Here is a 15,342-nt window from a genome sequence, read left to right as displayed (position 1 = left end):
TATTGGCGTGATCGAAAGGATTTCGTCATCCAGCACACTGAGCCCCGCATCCAGCGTCAACCCGCCATAGGGGCGATAGCTTGCTTCGGCTTCAAAGCCGCGGATGCGCGCCTCGCCTGCATTGAACAGAAGCGGCACCGGCCCTTGCCGGAAGATGAGCTGGATGTTCTGGTAATCCGCCTGGAACGCCGCCAGCGCGACGCGCAAATCGCCGATGTCCGCCTTGGCGCCGATTTCATAGCTGTCGACTGTCTCCTCATCGAAGGGGACGGGGACGAAGCCGGCGGGCGGCGCGTTGTACCGCGTGTTGAAGCCGCCCGACTTGAAGCTGCGCGAATAGGAAATGTAGGTGTTGAGCCAGTAGGCGACTTCATAGGAGGCGTTCGCCGAGCCGGTAATGGCGGAGAACGTCTCGCGGTACAGCCGATCATAGAGATAGAGCGGCCCACCTTCCGGGATCGCCTGCGTCGGCAGGGGATCGGGATCGGGCTGGGTTCCGGGGAAAAGGCTGAATACCGTGCCCTGATAGGACTTGCGATCTTCGGTGTAGCGCAAGCCCCCCGACACCTCGAGCCTGTCCGTGACTTCCAGCGAAAGTTCGCCGAAAGCCGCAAGCGATCGGGTTTCCAGATCCGATACCTGAAGATCGCGTGACCCCGGTCCGCCGGCCAGGAGCGAGGCAATCACCGGGGGCGTCGGCGGGAAAGAAATCGGGACGGAGGCCCGCTCCCACGAATCCTCGTCGAAATAGTACGCGCCGAGGATGCCGTTCACGATCCCGGAATCGTATTGAAGCTGCAGTTCCTGGCTGAATTGTTCGGACGTGCCGCCGACATCGGTCGTGAGGATGAGGAACGGCGTGTTATCGGCGTCGCGAATGCCCCGCGATTCCGTGGTCCGATGGGCGGTGATGCTCTTGAGCGAAACCGCGTCCGACACTTCGTAGCGCATCGTGCCCGAAACGCCCCACACTTCGGACGTGCTCAGCACCGGCGCGGTGCCGCCGTTCACGAACTTTCCGCGATCCTGGAAATCATTGGCGCAGCGCGCATCGTCGATATTCGGAACGAAAGGAGCGCCAAAGCGCGGATCGCCAGGTGTGATCGGCGCGAAGGGAATCGTCGCACCCGGGCAGCCAGCGGCCACGCTGACGATTGCGGGAACGGGCGCCGTTTCGTTGATGCCCGCAAAGGTGAAGGGCGCCCCGTTTTCATCGCGCTTCGTGTAGTCGGCGCGAAGCGAGACGTCGAACGAGGGGCTGGGCTCCCACAGGAACGAGGCGTTGACGGTGCGGCTGCTGTCATTGCCGAGGTCAAGCCCGTCGAAGGCGCGAATTACATACCCGTCGCGTTCGCGGAAGCCTCCCGAAATCCGGGCGGCGGCTTCGTCCCACAGCGGCACGTTCAACGCCACGAACCCTTCGTAAAGATCATCCGCACCGGTGCGGAAACGGGCGCGGCCGGAGAACTCGCCTATTTCGGGTTCGCGCGTGCGGACCAGAATGGCACCGCCGATCGTGTTGCGGCCGAAAAGCGTGCCTTGGGGGCCGCGCAGCACTTCCACGCTGGCAATGTCGCCGAATTCTATGGTTCCGCCCACCGAACGGCCGACATAGACTTCATCCACATAGATGCCGACGCCGGGATCGACGGCCGCGCCCGGATCGATCTGCCCCACCCCGCGGATGAACACGACCGAGGCCGCGCTGTTGCCCGAAAGCTGCCCGGCTGGCTTGAACTGGAGGCTGGGCGTTATCCGTTCCAGATCCTGCGTCTGCTGTATCTGCCGTTCCTGCAGCGTCTCGGCACTGAAGGCGGAAATGGCGATCGGGGTATCCTGCAGCGTTTCCTCGCGCCGGCGAGCGCTGACCACGATCGTGTTGCCGGGGACCGCATCCGGCGTATCGACCTCTTCCGCCCGGGTGTCGTCGTCAAGAACGGCCTGTGCGGCAGCGGGAGCAGCGCCGGCCAAAGCGGCAGCAATCCCAGCTGCGGCTGACATGCAAAGCAGCGAGACACGTGTCCTGGTACGTTGGAGCCCCACTATCTTTCTCCCCTTATACCGAGTTCGCAGCGAACTCGTGTTCTTTCGAACACTGGTTATCGGCGGCGTTTGGAGCGGACAAGCTGGAAACATCAGCACGCCGCAAAGTTCGGCTGCAAGCTGTCCTTCCGCTCCGAACGCCCACTGCAAGCCGGCCATCTTTGCAGCGTGGCCCTGCGCATCGGGCGAGGAATGGAACTACCGGAACCCATCGACCCGCGAAGGGCAAGGCATCCGCCTGCCCTGCCCCGTTCCGCACCCGGGCGTCATCTGGTGCAGTCGGTTCGACAGTGCTCTCCCAGCTGCTGTTATGCCAGACGCAGGCCGACCCGAAACCGCATGCATGCGGCTGAGGCGCTGTTAGGGGCGATCGTTCTTGCGAGTTGCGCGAGCATGGCGATCCGCTAACTGATGTCTGAAGACGTGCCTGACCAAACCGGTACTGCCCCAAATCCGAGAGATATTCTGATGGCGCTTGTGAAGAAGTCGACGCTTGGGTCTCGCGCCAACACCAAGGAAGTACCCGCTGTCGAGCACACCGAACCCGCGCAGTCCGTCAGGGCCAAGCGGTCCCCAGTTCGCAAGTCGACCGGTCGACGGGCAACCACTGCGGTGGAGCGCATCGACCAGGCGACGCAGGAGCTCGCCAGCGGAATTGGTCAGGCTTCGGCGGCGGCGGCCGAGCTACAGCGATCGGTGGAACAGATTTCCAGCAGTGCCGAAGAAGCTGCAGGCGCCTCTCAGGAATCGCTGGGGCTGATCGCTGCTCTCAACGGTCGCTTTCGTGAGGCGCGCGAACTCGCCGAAGCGGCGCGGCGCCAAGGTGAGATGACGCAGGGCGCGTTCGCTGACATCAGCGCCCAGCTCGATGCCTCCGTGGCGGCGATCGAATTCAATGCCGGTCGCCAGCTGGCGGCGGCGGAGATCGTCACCTCGCTCGAGTCAGTGGCCGAGGAGATTGCCCGGATCGGCATCAGCGTGGCCGAGGTTTCCGATCAGACCAGCTTGTTGGCTCTCAATGCGACGATCGAGGCCGCACGTGCCGGCGATGTCGGCGCTGGCTTCGCTGTGGTCGCTGACGAGGTTCGCCTGCTCGCGGAGAATTCCGAAGCCGCCGCGGGCGAAATCCAGTCGCTCGCGGCGGCGGTTACGGGCGACGTGAAGACGATTGCCGATCGCGTGCGCGCCGCCGCCGAAACGGCCACAAGCGATGCCGACCTCGCCCGCAACGTCACCGCGAGGCTCAGGTCTTCGCGCAGTGAGCTGGCGGCGCTCGGAGAGGGGGCCGACGAGATCGTCGCGCTCTCGGTGGAAGCCGAAGTTGCTGCCCGCGAAGCGGAACGCGGCGCCGAGCAAGTCGCCAGCGCCGCGGAAGAGCAATCCGCTGCGGCGGCTGAGGCGCAGCAGGCGATCGAGCAGCAGAGCGCGTCGCTCGAGCAGAGCCAGCAGACAGCAGAGGCATTGGGCGGTCTGACCCAGAATCTGTCAGAGAATGAGAAGGATTCCGCAGCCGTGGAGCAGATGGCGGCTGCAGCCGAGGAACTGTCTGCGACGGTGCAGGAGCTGTCCGGGGCTTCGGGACAGATTCTCGTCGCGCTCGAGCAGATCGGCCGCGGCGCGCAGCTCCAGGCCGCTGCTACGCTGCAAGCCAGTGCGGCGATGGGCCAGATCGAAAAATCGGCCGAGCTGTCGCAGTCGCGTGCCAACGCCGCCGCGGATCTGGTCGCCCGGATCGTCGCCGCCGTCGAGCAGAGCGGCGCGACGATCGACCGGCTGACCGGCAGCGTGGAAGCCGCGCCGGGTGAAACGCGCGCCGTGAACCAGCTGCTGGTTGCATTGGGCGACATCGGTCGGCGGATCGAGAAGATTACCGACGGGCTGAAGTTGATTTCGGTGCAAACCAGCATGCTGGCGGTCAGCGGATCGGTGGAGGCGACACGCGCCGGCGAGGCCGGACGCGGGTTCGCAACCGTATCGGGAGACATTCGCAAACTGTCACGCGAAGCGGCGGCCAGTGCGGAGCGGGCGAACGACGTCATCCGCTCGATGCAGGACACGGTCACCGCGATCCGCGGCAATCTCGATCAGGCAGTAGGCGCGGCGGAGGCCGAGATTGGCCGGAATCGCGCGGCGGTGGAGCGGTTCGCGGCAGTCACCGCCGAGCTTCAGGCCATGCAGCGCGGCAATGCAGACATCCTGTCGGGCGCTGAGGATGTCTTGCGCTCAGTGCGTGAGGTCCGCAGCGGCACCAGCCAGATCGCCGACGCCGCTGATCTGGCGTCTTCCGCCGCTGACGAGGCAAGCGCCGCAGCGCGCCAGCAGGCCCAAGCCGCAGAGGCTCTGGCCGCGGCGATCGAGGAGATCGCGTCGATTGCGACGGCGCTAGCGGCGCAGGCCGGCTGAGTTGATGGCAACGGCTGACCAGCTCCTCAGGCTCAGTGTCCAAGGCGAGTCGTTCGGTATCAAGGCGAATCTGGTCCGTGAGGTGATGCGGATGCCGCGCCTCGCGCGCGTGCCGCACGCACCGCCCGCGCTGCTCGGTCTTGCCAATGTCCGCGGCAGCGTGGTGCCGGTCGTCTCGCTGGCGCAGCTGGTCGAGCGCACCGCCGGCGGCGAACGGCGGATCGTCGTAATCGACGTGGGAGAGCCGGTCGGCCTCGCGGTCGACGGGGTGGCGCGGCTGATGCGCGCCGATGATGCGGCCGAGGCGTCGGTGCAGGCGGTCGACGCGGCGGCGCTGATCGCCAAGGCGGTAACGGCAACACCGGCGCGCCCCGCGCTTGCCGCAATCACAGTCGAGACCGACTATACGGAGAGCGCAGACGCGCGCGGCGTCCCCCTCGTAACCTTTGCCGTCAGCGGGCAGGAATTCGCGCTTCCACTCGGCGCCGTCGAGGAGGTCCTGCGCCTTCCGGCAGAGATCGCCATCCTGCCTCATTCAGGCGATGCCATCGTCGGCAGCGCGGCCGTGCGCGGTGCCTTGCTTCCGCTTCTCTCCCTGAGAGCCCTGCTCGCGCTTCCGGATGGCGGCGGCGGATCGGCAGCCCAGGTGTTGGTGGCGCGCATCGGCAGCCATCGGGTGGGGCTGGTCGTCGACACGGTGCGATCGGTGCTGCGCGTGCCCGAAGAGGACGTGGATCCCATCCCGCAAGTGCTGACACGCGGTGGTGCCGAGACACGGATCCAGGCGATCTGTCGCATCGATGGCGGCAAAAGCCTGGTGTCGATACTCTCCGCCGAGCATCTGCTGCGCGAGGACATCACCGCCCGTCTGCTTCAGGATACGTCAGGAGACGATCAGATCATGGCCGAGAGCGCCGCAACGGCATCCGAGCAGTTCCTTTTGTTCCGGATCGGCGACGACGAATTCGGGCTGCCGATCGCGGCCGTTGAGGAAGTGGCGCCGCTACTATCCAAGCTCGCGCGCCTGCCCAATGCGCCCGCGTTCGTCCGCGGCGTGATGAACGTGCGCGGTGCAGTGGTGCCGGTAATCGATCAAGCGGAGCGGTTTGGCGGCGTTCCTTCGCAAGGACGGAAGCGCCGCGTCGTGATCGTTCGCCTTGGCGCACTCCAGGCGGGGTTCGTCGTCGACGCGGTGTCGGAAGTGCTGCGGATCGATGAGGATGCGTTGCGGCCCTTGCCCGATCTCGGCAGGAACGGTGCGCGCGTGTTTGAGCGCGTTGCCAATCTGCCCGACCAGCAACGCCTCGTGCTGATCGTCAGCCCGCGCGAATTGCTGGACCGCGCCGAACAGGATCTGCTCCACGGCGTTCTCGACAAGGGTTCGGCGGCACCTTCGTGATCAAGCTGCTGATCGTCGACGATTCGCCGTTGATGCGGCGGCTGCTGTCGGAAATCTTCACCGCCGCCGGCGAATTCGAGGTCGAAGTCGCGCGCAACGGAGCCGAGGCGATCGAGCGGCTGCAGGCGGTTGCCCCCGACGTCGTGACGCTCGACATTCACATGCCGGGCATGGACGGGCTCGCTTGCCTCGACGAGATCATGCTGCGCCGGCCCTGCCCAGTGGTGATGGTCTCGTCATTGACCGCGGAGGGCGCCGACGAGACGCTGGAGGCAATGGCACTCGGCGCGGTCGATTTCATCGCCAAGCCGCGCGGCGCGGTGTCGCTCGAAATCGACGCGATTGCGCCGGCTTTGGTCGAGAAGGTGCGAGCGGCGGCGAGCGCGCGTGTATCGCCGACGCTGCGCCTTCGCGATCGCGTGCGAGCGCGGGCCACCGCGGCAGTGCGGCGTCCGACCCACTCGCCACCTGGTAAATCCCACACCGTCCTCTCACGACCGACAGCGCCAATGTTGCCGGCTGACGGGCTCGTGCTGGTCGGCACCTCCACCGGCGGGCCGCCTGCGCTCGATGCGTTGCTCAGCCAGCTTCCAGCCGATTTCCCCTGGCCGATCCTGATCGCCCAGCACATGCCGGCGAGCTTCACGGGGCCGCTCGCGCGGCGGCTCGATCGGCTTTGTGCGCTCCACGTCAGCGAGGTCGTGAAGGCGACTCCTCTTCAACCTGGAAACGCCTATGTCGGCCGCGGCGACGCCGACCTGATCGTGTCACGCCGCGCCGGGACGCTGACCGCGCTGGCGGCGCCGAGCAGCCCCGGCTACTTCTGGCATCCCAGCGTCAACCGCCTCGTTGACAGCGCGATGACTTGCCTCGCACCCGAAAGCCTCATCGGCGTGTTGATGACCGGCATGGGCGACGATGGAGCGAAGGCTATGACCGAATTGAACGCACGCGGCGGCCATACGATGGCCGAAGCGGCCGCGACCGCCGTGGTATGGGGCATGCCGGGGGCACTCGTTGCCGCCGGCGGCGCTTCAATCGTTGCGCCGCTCGAGCGGATCGCGGCAGAGCTGACCGCAATGTTCCCGCGGTGAGCGCGGCAACCGACGGTGTGCCGAAGCCTGCAACTCTTGACGATGACGACGTCGCGCGCGTCGGCCGCCTTCTCTACCGCTGGACCGGCATGATCTTCGGCCCGAACAAGCGCTATTTCATTGAGCGCCGGATCGGTCAACGCATGGCACATAGCGGTATTGGCGATGCCCGATCCTATCTGGCCTTCGCAGCGGCCCAAACCACCGAGCGTGAGGCGCTGATCAACGCCTTCACGATCAATGAAACCTACTTCTATCGCGAGGACCATCAGCTTACTGCGCTGAGCCGCGATATCCTGCCAGAAATCGTCCGCGCCAAGCGTCCGGGCGAGCTGGTGCGGATCTGGTCAATGCCTTGCTCGACTGGCGAGGAGGCGTATTCGATCGCGATCTGGCTGCTCGAGAACTGGCATCTCGTCGATGCCTATAACATCGAGATCGTTGGCTCCGACATCGACACCAACGCACTCGATCAGGCGCGGGCTGGCCGCTTTGGCCCGCGTGCGCTCGCGCGGCTGCCGGCGCCGGTCGTCGAAAGCTATTTCGAAGGCGAGCGCCATCATCGCCGGCGGATTATCGACGATCTTCGTGAATCCGTCCGCTTCGTACCTGCGAACATCGTCGATCGCGCAACGCTCGCCGGGCTCGGGCGGTTCGACGTGATCCTTTGCCGTAACTTGCTGATCTATTTCGACGACGAGTCCCGGCGGGCAGCCGCCGATAACCTGTTCGAGAGCCTCAATCCCGGCGGTTTCCTGTGCCTTGGGCACAGCGAATCCATGTCCCGCATCAGCGACCGTTTCGTCATGGCTCGTCTTGCCGATGCAATCGTCTATCGTAGACCGTAATGGACGAAATGCTCGATCAATTCCTGATTGAAGGCCGTGAACTCGTCGCGCAGGCGTCCGACGATTTCGCACGGCTGCTGCGCTACCCGCAGGACGCCGCCGCGATAGATAGCGCGTTCCGCGCCATCCACACGCTGAAAGGATCGGTCGCCATTTTCGCTCTGGCACCGGCGGAACGGGTACTGCATGCGGCCGAAGACGTGCTCGAACGGGCGCGCAAGGGCAGCACCAGGCTCGATCGTGAGACGGTGACAGCGCTCGTCGCCTGCCTCGATGCGGTAGATCGGTGGATCGACCGCATCGAGGCAGGTGGCAAGCTGGGGGGCGATGCGGATCGAAGTGCGGCGGAGCTCGTCCGACTTCTGCCGGGCAACGATGCGGACGCCCCATCGGAAGCCGAGCAGCCCCCCGAGTGGCTGACTAGTCTCATGACACGCGAGGCGGCGACCCTGAGCGGGGCAAGCGAGACTCTGGTCGCGTTCCGATATGTGCCCGACGCGGACTGCTTCTTCAGGGGCGACGATCCGTTCGCCATCGTCGCCGGGATTCCCGACCTGATCACGCTGGCGATCCTGCCCGGCGGTGGTGGCTGGCCGGAGCTTCAGGCAATCGAGCCATTCACATGCTTTTCGGTCCTCGAAGGCGTCAGTGCGGCGGCGCTGGACCAGGTGAAGGCAGCATTCCGGCTGGTGCCGGATCAGGTCATGCTGCACCCGCTGGCCGCGCCAGCAGAGCAGGACCCGGACAATGGCAGGGAAAAAGCGGCCGCGACGCTCAGGGTCGCTGCCGCTCGCGTGGACGCATTGGGCGAGCGGCTGAGCGAACTGATCGTTGCCGTGAATGCCTTCGCGCCACTTGCCGCGCAGGCGGACCGTGTCGATGCCGCGCTTGCCGCCAGCATCCGCGCTGCGCAAGTCGATCTGGAGCAGGCGACCAGCGATCTGCACCGCGGCGTTGCATCCGTGCGCCTCGTGCCGCTCGCACCCACGCTTCGGCGTCTGCCGCGGCTGGTCCGGGAAATCGCCGCCAGTCTGCAGAAGCAGGTCGAATTTTCGATGGCGGGCGAGGGTTTGGAGGTCGACAAGGAGATCGCCGATGGCTTGTTCGAGCCGCTGCTCCACCTCGTTCGCAACGCGCTCGACCACGGAATAGAGGCCGCCGAGCGTCGACAGGAGCTTGGCAAGCCCGCCGTGGGCCGGTTGGCCCTGAGTGCTGGCCGCGAAGGCGACGCCGTAATCGTTACGCTGTCGGACGACGGCAGCGGCATCGATCCGGCGCGGATATGCGAGGTGGCGGTTGCCCGCGGGCTGCTTTCCGCCGAGGATGCCGAGGCTCTGTCGGAGAGTGCCGCCCTGCGCCTGATCTTTGCGCCAGGCTTCTCTACTGCGGGCGCGGTAACGGATGTTTCGGGACGCGGCGTCGGGATGGATGCCGTCCTCTCGGCGGTAGAGCGAATGCGCGGACATATCGATATCGACAGCCGATTGGGCAGCGGAACGCGATTTCGGATGCGCCTTCCGGTCAATGCCCTCACCACTCGTCTGCTGGTCGTGGCGGTTGGTACGGATCGTTACGGCGTCGCCCTTGACCAGGTGGTCGAGACCGTCCGGATCGACAGCCGGTCGCTGATGCCGGTCGGTGAGGGCCTTGCCTGCGTCCTGCGTGGGCGGACGGTGCCCGTATTGAGCCTCGCAGCGCTTCTCGGCCTGGCCGATGTGCCGGCGCCCGCTACCAGGCTACTCGTGACCCGATCGGGTGGCGAGCGCGTTGCGCTCAAGGTCGACGGTTTCGCAGAGCGGATCGATGCCCTCGTGCGCCCGCCGGACGGTATGCTTGCGGCGGTGCGCGGCGTGTCCGGATCCACCGTGACATCCGACGGCGGCGTGCTGCTGGTGCTCAATCTGCCGGAACTCGCGGCATGAGCGTGACGGTTGAGGGAGAGGTAATTCGCCTGAGCGGGCGATGCGGCGCCGAGGATGCCGAAGCCTTGCTCGCCGCGCTCCATGACGGGCGCAACCGTGCCGTCGATCTGTCCGGTTTGCAGAGGCTGCACCTGGCAGTGCTCCAGATCCTGCTGGCGGCGCGGCCGTCCATCCGCGGCACGCCGGACAGCACCTTTCTGGCGGCACACTTGAACCGCCTGTTGTCAGAGAAATCCGATACCTAGACGTCACGTTCGCACTGCAGAGAAATTCCTGTAGAGGGTGATCACCACGCCCATTGGGAGTCACGAATGCCCGTTACCGTCCTGATCGTCGACGACAGCAAGCTGGCGCGCATCGTCGCCGGCAAGGCCTTGGCTGCGCTGAAGCCGGAATGGCACAAGCTGGAGGCGGGAAGCGCCGCCGAAGCATAGGATATCGTCGCGGCGCAGAATGTCGATGTCGCCCTGATAGACTTCAACATGACCGAGAAGGACGGGCTGGAGCTGGCGAGCGAACTGCGCGCGCTCCGCCCCGAGATGCCGCTCGCGATCATTACCGCGAACATTCAGGACGAGATCGTCGCGCGCGCACGCGCGATCGGTGCCGGCTTCGTCGCCAAGCCCCTGACACCCGACGGCCTCGAGCCATTCCTTTCCGGCGCGGCACTGCGACTAAGGTCCTCCAAGGCATGATCCCGGCGACCGTGACGCTCGGCGACCTAGAACGCGATGCGCTGACCGAGATTCTCAATATCGGCGTCAGCCGCGCGGCAGCGAACCTGCGCAAGATGATCGACGAGCAGGTGACGCTGTCGGTTCCGTCCATCGAGGTTCTCAGTCGGCGCCGTGCGGCACGAATGATAAGCGAGCGGGAGATCGCCGACCTGATTGCGGTCCGGCAAGATTTCGACGGGCCTTTTTCGGGCCGCGCATTGCTCATCTTTCCTGAGACCAACAGCCTCGACCTCGTGCGCGCGGTCACCGGCGGCGAGCTAAGCAACGACCAGGTTGTCGAGATCGAGCGCGAAGCGCTCGGCGAGACGGGTAACGTCATCCTCAATTCGTGCCTCGCGACGATGGCAAACATGCTCAAGCGGTCGCTGACCATGACCATTCCCGAAGTGTTGCGGGGAAACGGCGACATGCTGTTCGAGGTTGGTGAGGAAGGTGCCGCCGAGGGTCTGGTGCTGTTCCTCTATATCGACTTCGCCGTACGCAAGCGCGATATCCGGGGATATATCGCAATGATCATGGGTATCCCATCGCTCGAAGTGCTGAAGGAATTGCTCGACGAGTTTATCGAGCGCGTCGTGGGGCAAGATGCCTGAAATCGATGACAATGCCGAAGCTGAGCGGACGCGCTCAGCGCTTGGCGCGGCGGGCGCCAGCGGCACCTGGGATTGGCACATCGACAGCGGTATACTCCACGCTGACGCTCAGTTCGCTGAACTCTACGATCTCGACCCTCAGCAGGCGCAGGCGGGTGTTCCTGCGGAAACGTTCTTCAGTGCGATCCACCCCGACGACAGGGCACGGATGCGGATCGCGGTGGCCGGCATTCTTGGTGGCGCCGAGCTTTTCTCGAAGGAATTCCGCATCGTCACGCCGGACGGGGCGACCTTGTGGGTGCATGGCCGCGGGCGCAGCTTTCTTGACGCAAACGACGAGCCGATCCGCTTTACCGGGCTGCTGGTTGACGTCACCGAGCGCAAACGCACTGAGGAAAGGCTGCGGATCGCGCAGTCGGCTGGCGGAGTTGGCACCTTCGAGTACACCGACGGGTTTGCGACAGTGGCGGTTTCGGACGAATTCTGCCGTCTGTTGGGGCTCCACCCGGCGACGTCGCTTCCCGTCCGCACGATCAACAACGTCGTGCAGCCCGGCGACGCGCCGCTGATCCCGCAGCCGCGCAGCGGCATCATCCCAGACACGCTCGATGGCGTATTCCGCGTCTCGCGGAGCAACGACGGCGCCGAGCGCTGGATCGCGCGCCGTGGTGAGATCATCCGCGAAAGATCGGGATACCGGCTGATCGGCGTGATCTACGATGTCACCCAGACCAAGGAGCAGGAGGCCAGGCTCCTCGAACTGAATGAAACGCTCGAGATGCGGGTCGAGCAGGAATTGACCGAACGGCGACGCACCGAGGAAGCACTCCGCCAGGCACAAAAGATGGAGGCGGTTGGCCAACTCACCGGCGGCATCGCGCACGATTTCAACAATCTGCTGACGATTATCATCGGCAATGTCGATGCTGTGCTCCGCCGCTTCGACGTCAGCAGCGATCCCCGTGCGCGGCGCTCGCTCGAAAACGCGCTGCAGGGCGCTAACCGGGCAGCATCGCTGACGCAGCGCCTGCTCGCTTTCTCGCGCCGGCAGCCGCTCGATCCCAGACCGACCGACGTTGCCAGGCTGCTCGCCGGCATGTCCGACTTGCTGACGCGTTCGATCGGCGGGGCAATCGCGGTGCAGATCGATGCGGAAGCACCCGGCCTGTGGCGAGTCGAGGCGGATCCGCACCAGTTGGAAAACGTGATCCTCAACCTTGCGGTAAACGGCCGCGATGCCATGCCCGACGGCGGCACTTTGACGATCGCGGCACATAATCACGTGGTGAGGGATGAGGACGCCCCGGCGAGCGTTCCCGCCGGGTACTATGTCTGCATCTCGGTCACCGATGCCGGCGTCGGCATGTCGGCAGAAACCCTCGCCAGGGTATTCGATCCCTTCTTCACCACCAAGGAGGTCGGAAAGGGAACCGGGCTGGGGCTTTCGATGGTGTACGGCTTCGTCAAACAGTCCGGCGGCCACATCACGATCGAATCGGCGGAAGGAAGCGGCACTGTCGTGCGACTGTTTCTGCCGCGTAACCTCGACAACGAACACGCTCCCGCAGCGCCGATGGTGGTGGCCGCGCAGGGAAGCCCATCCGAAACCATTCTGGTCGTCGAGGACGACGACGATGTGCGTGCGTACACAGTGGGCATCCTAAGGGAGCTCGGCTACCGCGTGGCTGAGGCCCATGATGGCGCGACGGCCGTTCGCTTATTCGATCGTGACGAGTTTTCCGTCGATCTGCTGCTCACCGATGTGGTGATGCCGGCGATGTCCGGCCGCGAACTCGCCGATATTCTCTGGGATAGGCAACCGGAGTTGAGCGTCCTTTTCGTCTCCGGCTACCCGCGAGACGCCATCGTAAGCGATGGCCGGCTCGATCCCGCTGTCGATCTCATCCCCAAGCCGTTCACCTATCTTGGGCTGGCAGGCAAGGTTCGGGAATTGCTCGATCGACGTCCCAGTCGCACCTGACAGGCGGCAGCCTGTTACGCTGTCGGCGAGGCGCCGTTTCAAATGGAAACAGTTGTGAAAGGCTGCATGGACGGAGGCAAATATCTGGAACGACTTCATTCGCGGGCCCTTCAGCATTGCCGCTCTCGTCGTCGGAACCGCAGGTGTGAGCTCGCGGCCCGATTGTCGGCCCAGCGGCCGACCTCCTCCTTCGTCCCGCACCCGAGTTCGGTCAGGCCGGCCTTGTACGAGCGCAGCCCGCCGGCAGCGGCCCAAACTCGCGCCGCCAGCGTCGCACCATTTGGTGGCAGACCGCGATCCCACGCTCGAGCGTGAGGCCCTCCACACCTCCGAAAGCTGTGCGAGAAGCCCATGTCCGTCATCACCACGAGGCGGATGACCTCCGGAGGGGAGCGAAAGTACCGGAAGGGACTGGCCGGTTTGCAACGGCGAGGCATCGCCCTGCCCTAACCTGCGCGTGCCTGATCGCCATCTGGTCTTGTTGCTCCGGCAGTGGCTAGTGGAGACTGGCCGGAACGGCGGCCCCATGTCCGAGCGACCCGCTTGTGAGCTACACTTCAGCCTGGAACAGCGCCATGTGCCGGAGCACCCGGCGGCGCTGCAGTCCTCCCGCAAGGGCACCGGTCGTAACTCCCACCGTGCTGATGAACACGGAAATCCGCAAGAGGTCCAGGAACCCGACCTGCTGCTCACCCAAGGTGGGCCAGGTGGAGATGAGGTCTGACGGAAAGACCCAAAGCTCAATCGCAAGCGAGAGCAGCGCAACCATCACGAACAGACCCAGGATCGCGAGCAGCATACTGAAGAAGATAACTACATTGGCGACCGCAAGGTGCTCCGGAATAAGCCGGCTTTCCTTGCGGGGAAGAAACAGCTTTTGCGCAAAGCAGAGGTAGCATGCGGCCACCAGAATGCTGATGGCCGCGTACGCCCATGCGGTTGCGTCTGTCATACCGAGCCCTGCGTCCCAGAACTCGGCACTGAAGACCAGAACGAAGACGGGCGCCACGGCCGCAGTAGCAAGGCCCGGCATTCTCAGCGGCAGGAGCGGTGCACGGTTGCGGCGCAAGGCGTTGCCGATCAGGCGGGTGTGGCGCAGGGCGGCGCCCGCATGTATCCATAGGTCGTGAAGCGGGCCCGACGCTTTATGTTCGTGCTCAAGAAAGCGTGCCGTGAGCCGCTGCAGCCTAGCCGGGTCCTGAAATGCCGGCGCCGAACTGCGGTCCGGATCGTACCTGAATGGCGCCATCGCTCCGGAAGATTCAAGATCAGGATCAGCGCCCAACCCCTGCCCGATGAGGTGGAGGAGCAGCGCGGCAGTGTTCCAGCGGACCGGGGGCGAGTTCAGCGGCATACGCCCTGCGCCCTTCCGATCGCGCAACCTGTGGGTCGAAAGAACCACCGTTCTCGCCAGCGGTGAGACAAGTCCGAACACGATCCGTTCGCGGCGAGAAATGAGCGCCACGTCGGTCAATATGATGACCAGGTCGAACGATCCCTCGACCACCCGCAGACTTGCTTCTCCGACGAAATCGCCCGAATGGCGCCGCTCATCGGAGCTCAGCTGGATGGGTTCGCCGAACTCGAAGCGCCATGGCCGCCGGGTCGTCTCCTCCAGCGTTGGCTGGACGTCCTGAACAAGCTGCCGGGCCAGCTCCACGAGCGCCTCGTCGGATGAGCTTCGCGAGTGCGAAACCAGGACACCTACACGGAGCGGTGCGCCGCTCATTATCTCGCCTCCCACTCCTGATACATGATCCATAGACGATTTCGACCCAATGCCCACCTTGGCCGCAATGGGCGACCGCTTTCAGGCGGCACCGATCCGGCTTCAAGGTTCGAGATGAAGGCCTGTCGCTGCCGGCGCACCATAGCTTAGCGGATCGGCGGCTCGCGACCAGTTCAAGCCATTCCGCGAGTCGGGGGTCGGCGATTGCGATTCCGACCGAGGCGCGCCTGCGATCCGTTGACGGAAGCACGCCCGATCCCCATATTGTTTCCGCGGCCCGGGCCCCTCTGGCGAGCTAATGCTCGCGATGTCGGACCGCATCGGATGATCCGATGCTTTGGAGGCCCGGCGCCAGTGCTCCCCCGATGAAGCGCGGATCCTGCCGATGAAATGTCATCGAAGAGGAGACGTAAATTGCATCCCCGTTTGTATCGCCTGACCGAAGGGCTCCATCGGATCGACCGGTCGCTGCGCCTGGCGCAGCTCCGCAGCCCGATGAACCGCTCCGAGATTGCACGCCTGCAGGATGCGAAGCGCAGGGCCAAGCATTTGATCAACCGCTTCCTGCTGAGGGTAGCCTGCGGCTGATCGGA

13 protein-coding genes are annotated in these 15,342 nt (G+C 65.0%); 11 read left to right on the top strand and 2 right to left on the bottom strand.

Going from position 1 to position 15,342, the window contains the following annotated elements:
• A partial coding sequence (locus ELY13_RS12745) for a TonB-dependent receptor (protein WP_164549805.1) occupies window positions 1–2,001 on the bottom strand: 2,001 nt, incomplete at its 3' end.
• A 510-nt stretch (window positions 2,002–2,511) separates the two neighbouring features.
• On the opposite strand from ELY13_RS12745, the gene ELY13_RS12740 reads away from it, so the two are divergent.
• From ELY13_RS12740 to ELY13_RS12700, 10 genes are all read left to right on the top strand, one after another.
• Window positions 2,512–4,446, top strand: a complete 1,935-nt coding sequence (locus ELY13_RS12740; protein WP_126174304.1) for a methyl-accepting chemotaxis protein — start codon at window positions 2,512–2,514, stop codon at window positions 4,444–4,446.
• Window positions 4,447–4,450: 4 nt separating this feature from the next.
• Entirely contained in the window at window positions 4,451–5,845 is a 1,395-nt protein-coding gene (locus tag ELY13_RS12735) for a chemotaxis protein CheW (RefSeq protein WP_126174303.1), read from the top strand.
• Complete coding sequence (gene cheB, locus ELY13_RS12730; protein WP_126174302.1) at window positions 5,842–6,939, top strand: chemotaxis-specific protein-glutamate methyltransferase CheB; 1,098 nt, start codon at window positions 5,842–5,844, stop codon at window positions 6,937–6,939. The genes ELY13_RS12735 and cheB overlap by 4 nt, the downstream gene beginning before the upstream one ends.
• On the top strand, window positions 6,936–7,787 hold the full coding sequence (locus ELY13_RS12725; protein ID WP_241233701.1) for a CheR family methyltransferase: 852 nt from the start codon (window positions 6,936–6,938) through the stop codon (window positions 7,785–7,787). Before cheB ends, ELY13_RS12725 begins: the two co-directional genes overlap by 4 nt.
• Entirely contained in the window at window positions 7,787–9,709 is a 1,923-nt protein-coding gene (locus tag ELY13_RS12720) for a chemotaxis protein CheA (protein ID WP_126174300.1), read from the top strand. Before ELY13_RS12725 ends, ELY13_RS12720 begins: the two co-directional genes overlap by 1 nt.
• Window positions 9,706–9,954 carry an STAS domain-containing protein gene (locus ELY13_RS12715; protein WP_126174299.1) on the top strand — a complete coding sequence of 83 codons (249 nt, stop codon included), beginning with the start codon at window positions 9,706–9,708 and terminating at the stop codon, window positions 9,952–9,954. The genes ELY13_RS12720 and ELY13_RS12715 overlap by 4 nt, the downstream gene beginning before the upstream one ends.
• Window positions 9,955–10,020: 66 nt before the next feature.
• The gene (locus tag ELY13_RS15565) at window positions 10,021–10,143 is read left to right on the top strand and encodes a hypothetical protein (RefSeq protein WP_277600659.1); all 123 of its coding nucleotides are present in this window, start codon (window positions 10,021–10,023) and stop codon (window positions 10,141–10,143) included.
• 3 nt (window positions 10,144–10,146) lie between these two features.
• Entirely contained in the window at window positions 10,147–10,404 is a 258-nt protein-coding gene (locus ELY13_RS15395) for a response regulator (RefSeq protein WP_277600660.1), read from the top strand.
• Window positions 10,401–11,039, top strand: coding sequence for a chemotaxis protein CheX (locus ELY13_RS12705; protein WP_126174298.1), 639 nt, complete (start codon window positions 10,401–10,403; stop codon window positions 11,037–11,039). The genes ELY13_RS15395 and ELY13_RS12705 overlap by 4 nt, the downstream gene beginning before the upstream one ends.
• Entirely contained in the window at window positions 11,032–13,020 is a 1,989-nt protein-coding gene (locus tag ELY13_RS12700; RefSeq protein WP_126174297.1) for a hybrid sensor histidine kinase/response regulator, read from the top strand. The genes ELY13_RS12705 and ELY13_RS12700 overlap by 8 nt, the downstream gene beginning before the upstream one ends.
• 550 nt (window positions 13,021–13,570) lie before the next feature.
• Here the strand turns inward: ELY13_RS12700 and ELY13_RS12695 are convergent.
• The gene (locus ELY13_RS12695) at window positions 13,571–14,749 is read right to left on the bottom strand and encodes a zinc metalloprotease (RefSeq protein ID WP_126174296.1); all 1,179 of its coding nucleotides are present in this window, start codon (window positions 14,747–14,749) and stop codon (window positions 13,571–13,573) included.
• Window positions 14,750–15,163: 414 nt separating this feature from the next.
• Between ELY13_RS12695 and ELY13_RS15055 the strand changes: the two genes are divergently transcribed.
• Window positions 15,164–15,337 carry a hypothetical protein gene (locus ELY13_RS15055; RefSeq protein WP_164549804.1) on the top strand — a complete coding sequence of 58 codons (174 nt, stop codon included), beginning with the start codon at window positions 15,164–15,166 and terminating at the stop codon, window positions 15,335–15,337.
• Window positions 15,338–15,342: the final 5 nt, after the last annotated feature.

The organism is Altericroceibacterium xinjiangense (assembly GCF_003958635.1).
GTDB lineage: Bacteria > Pseudomonadota > Alphaproteobacteria > Sphingomonadales > Sphingomonadaceae > Altericroceibacterium_A > Altericroceibacterium_A xinjiangense.
Note: the sequence above shows the minus strand (reverse complement) of the source record. Positions and strands in the feature narration are given on the sequence as shown.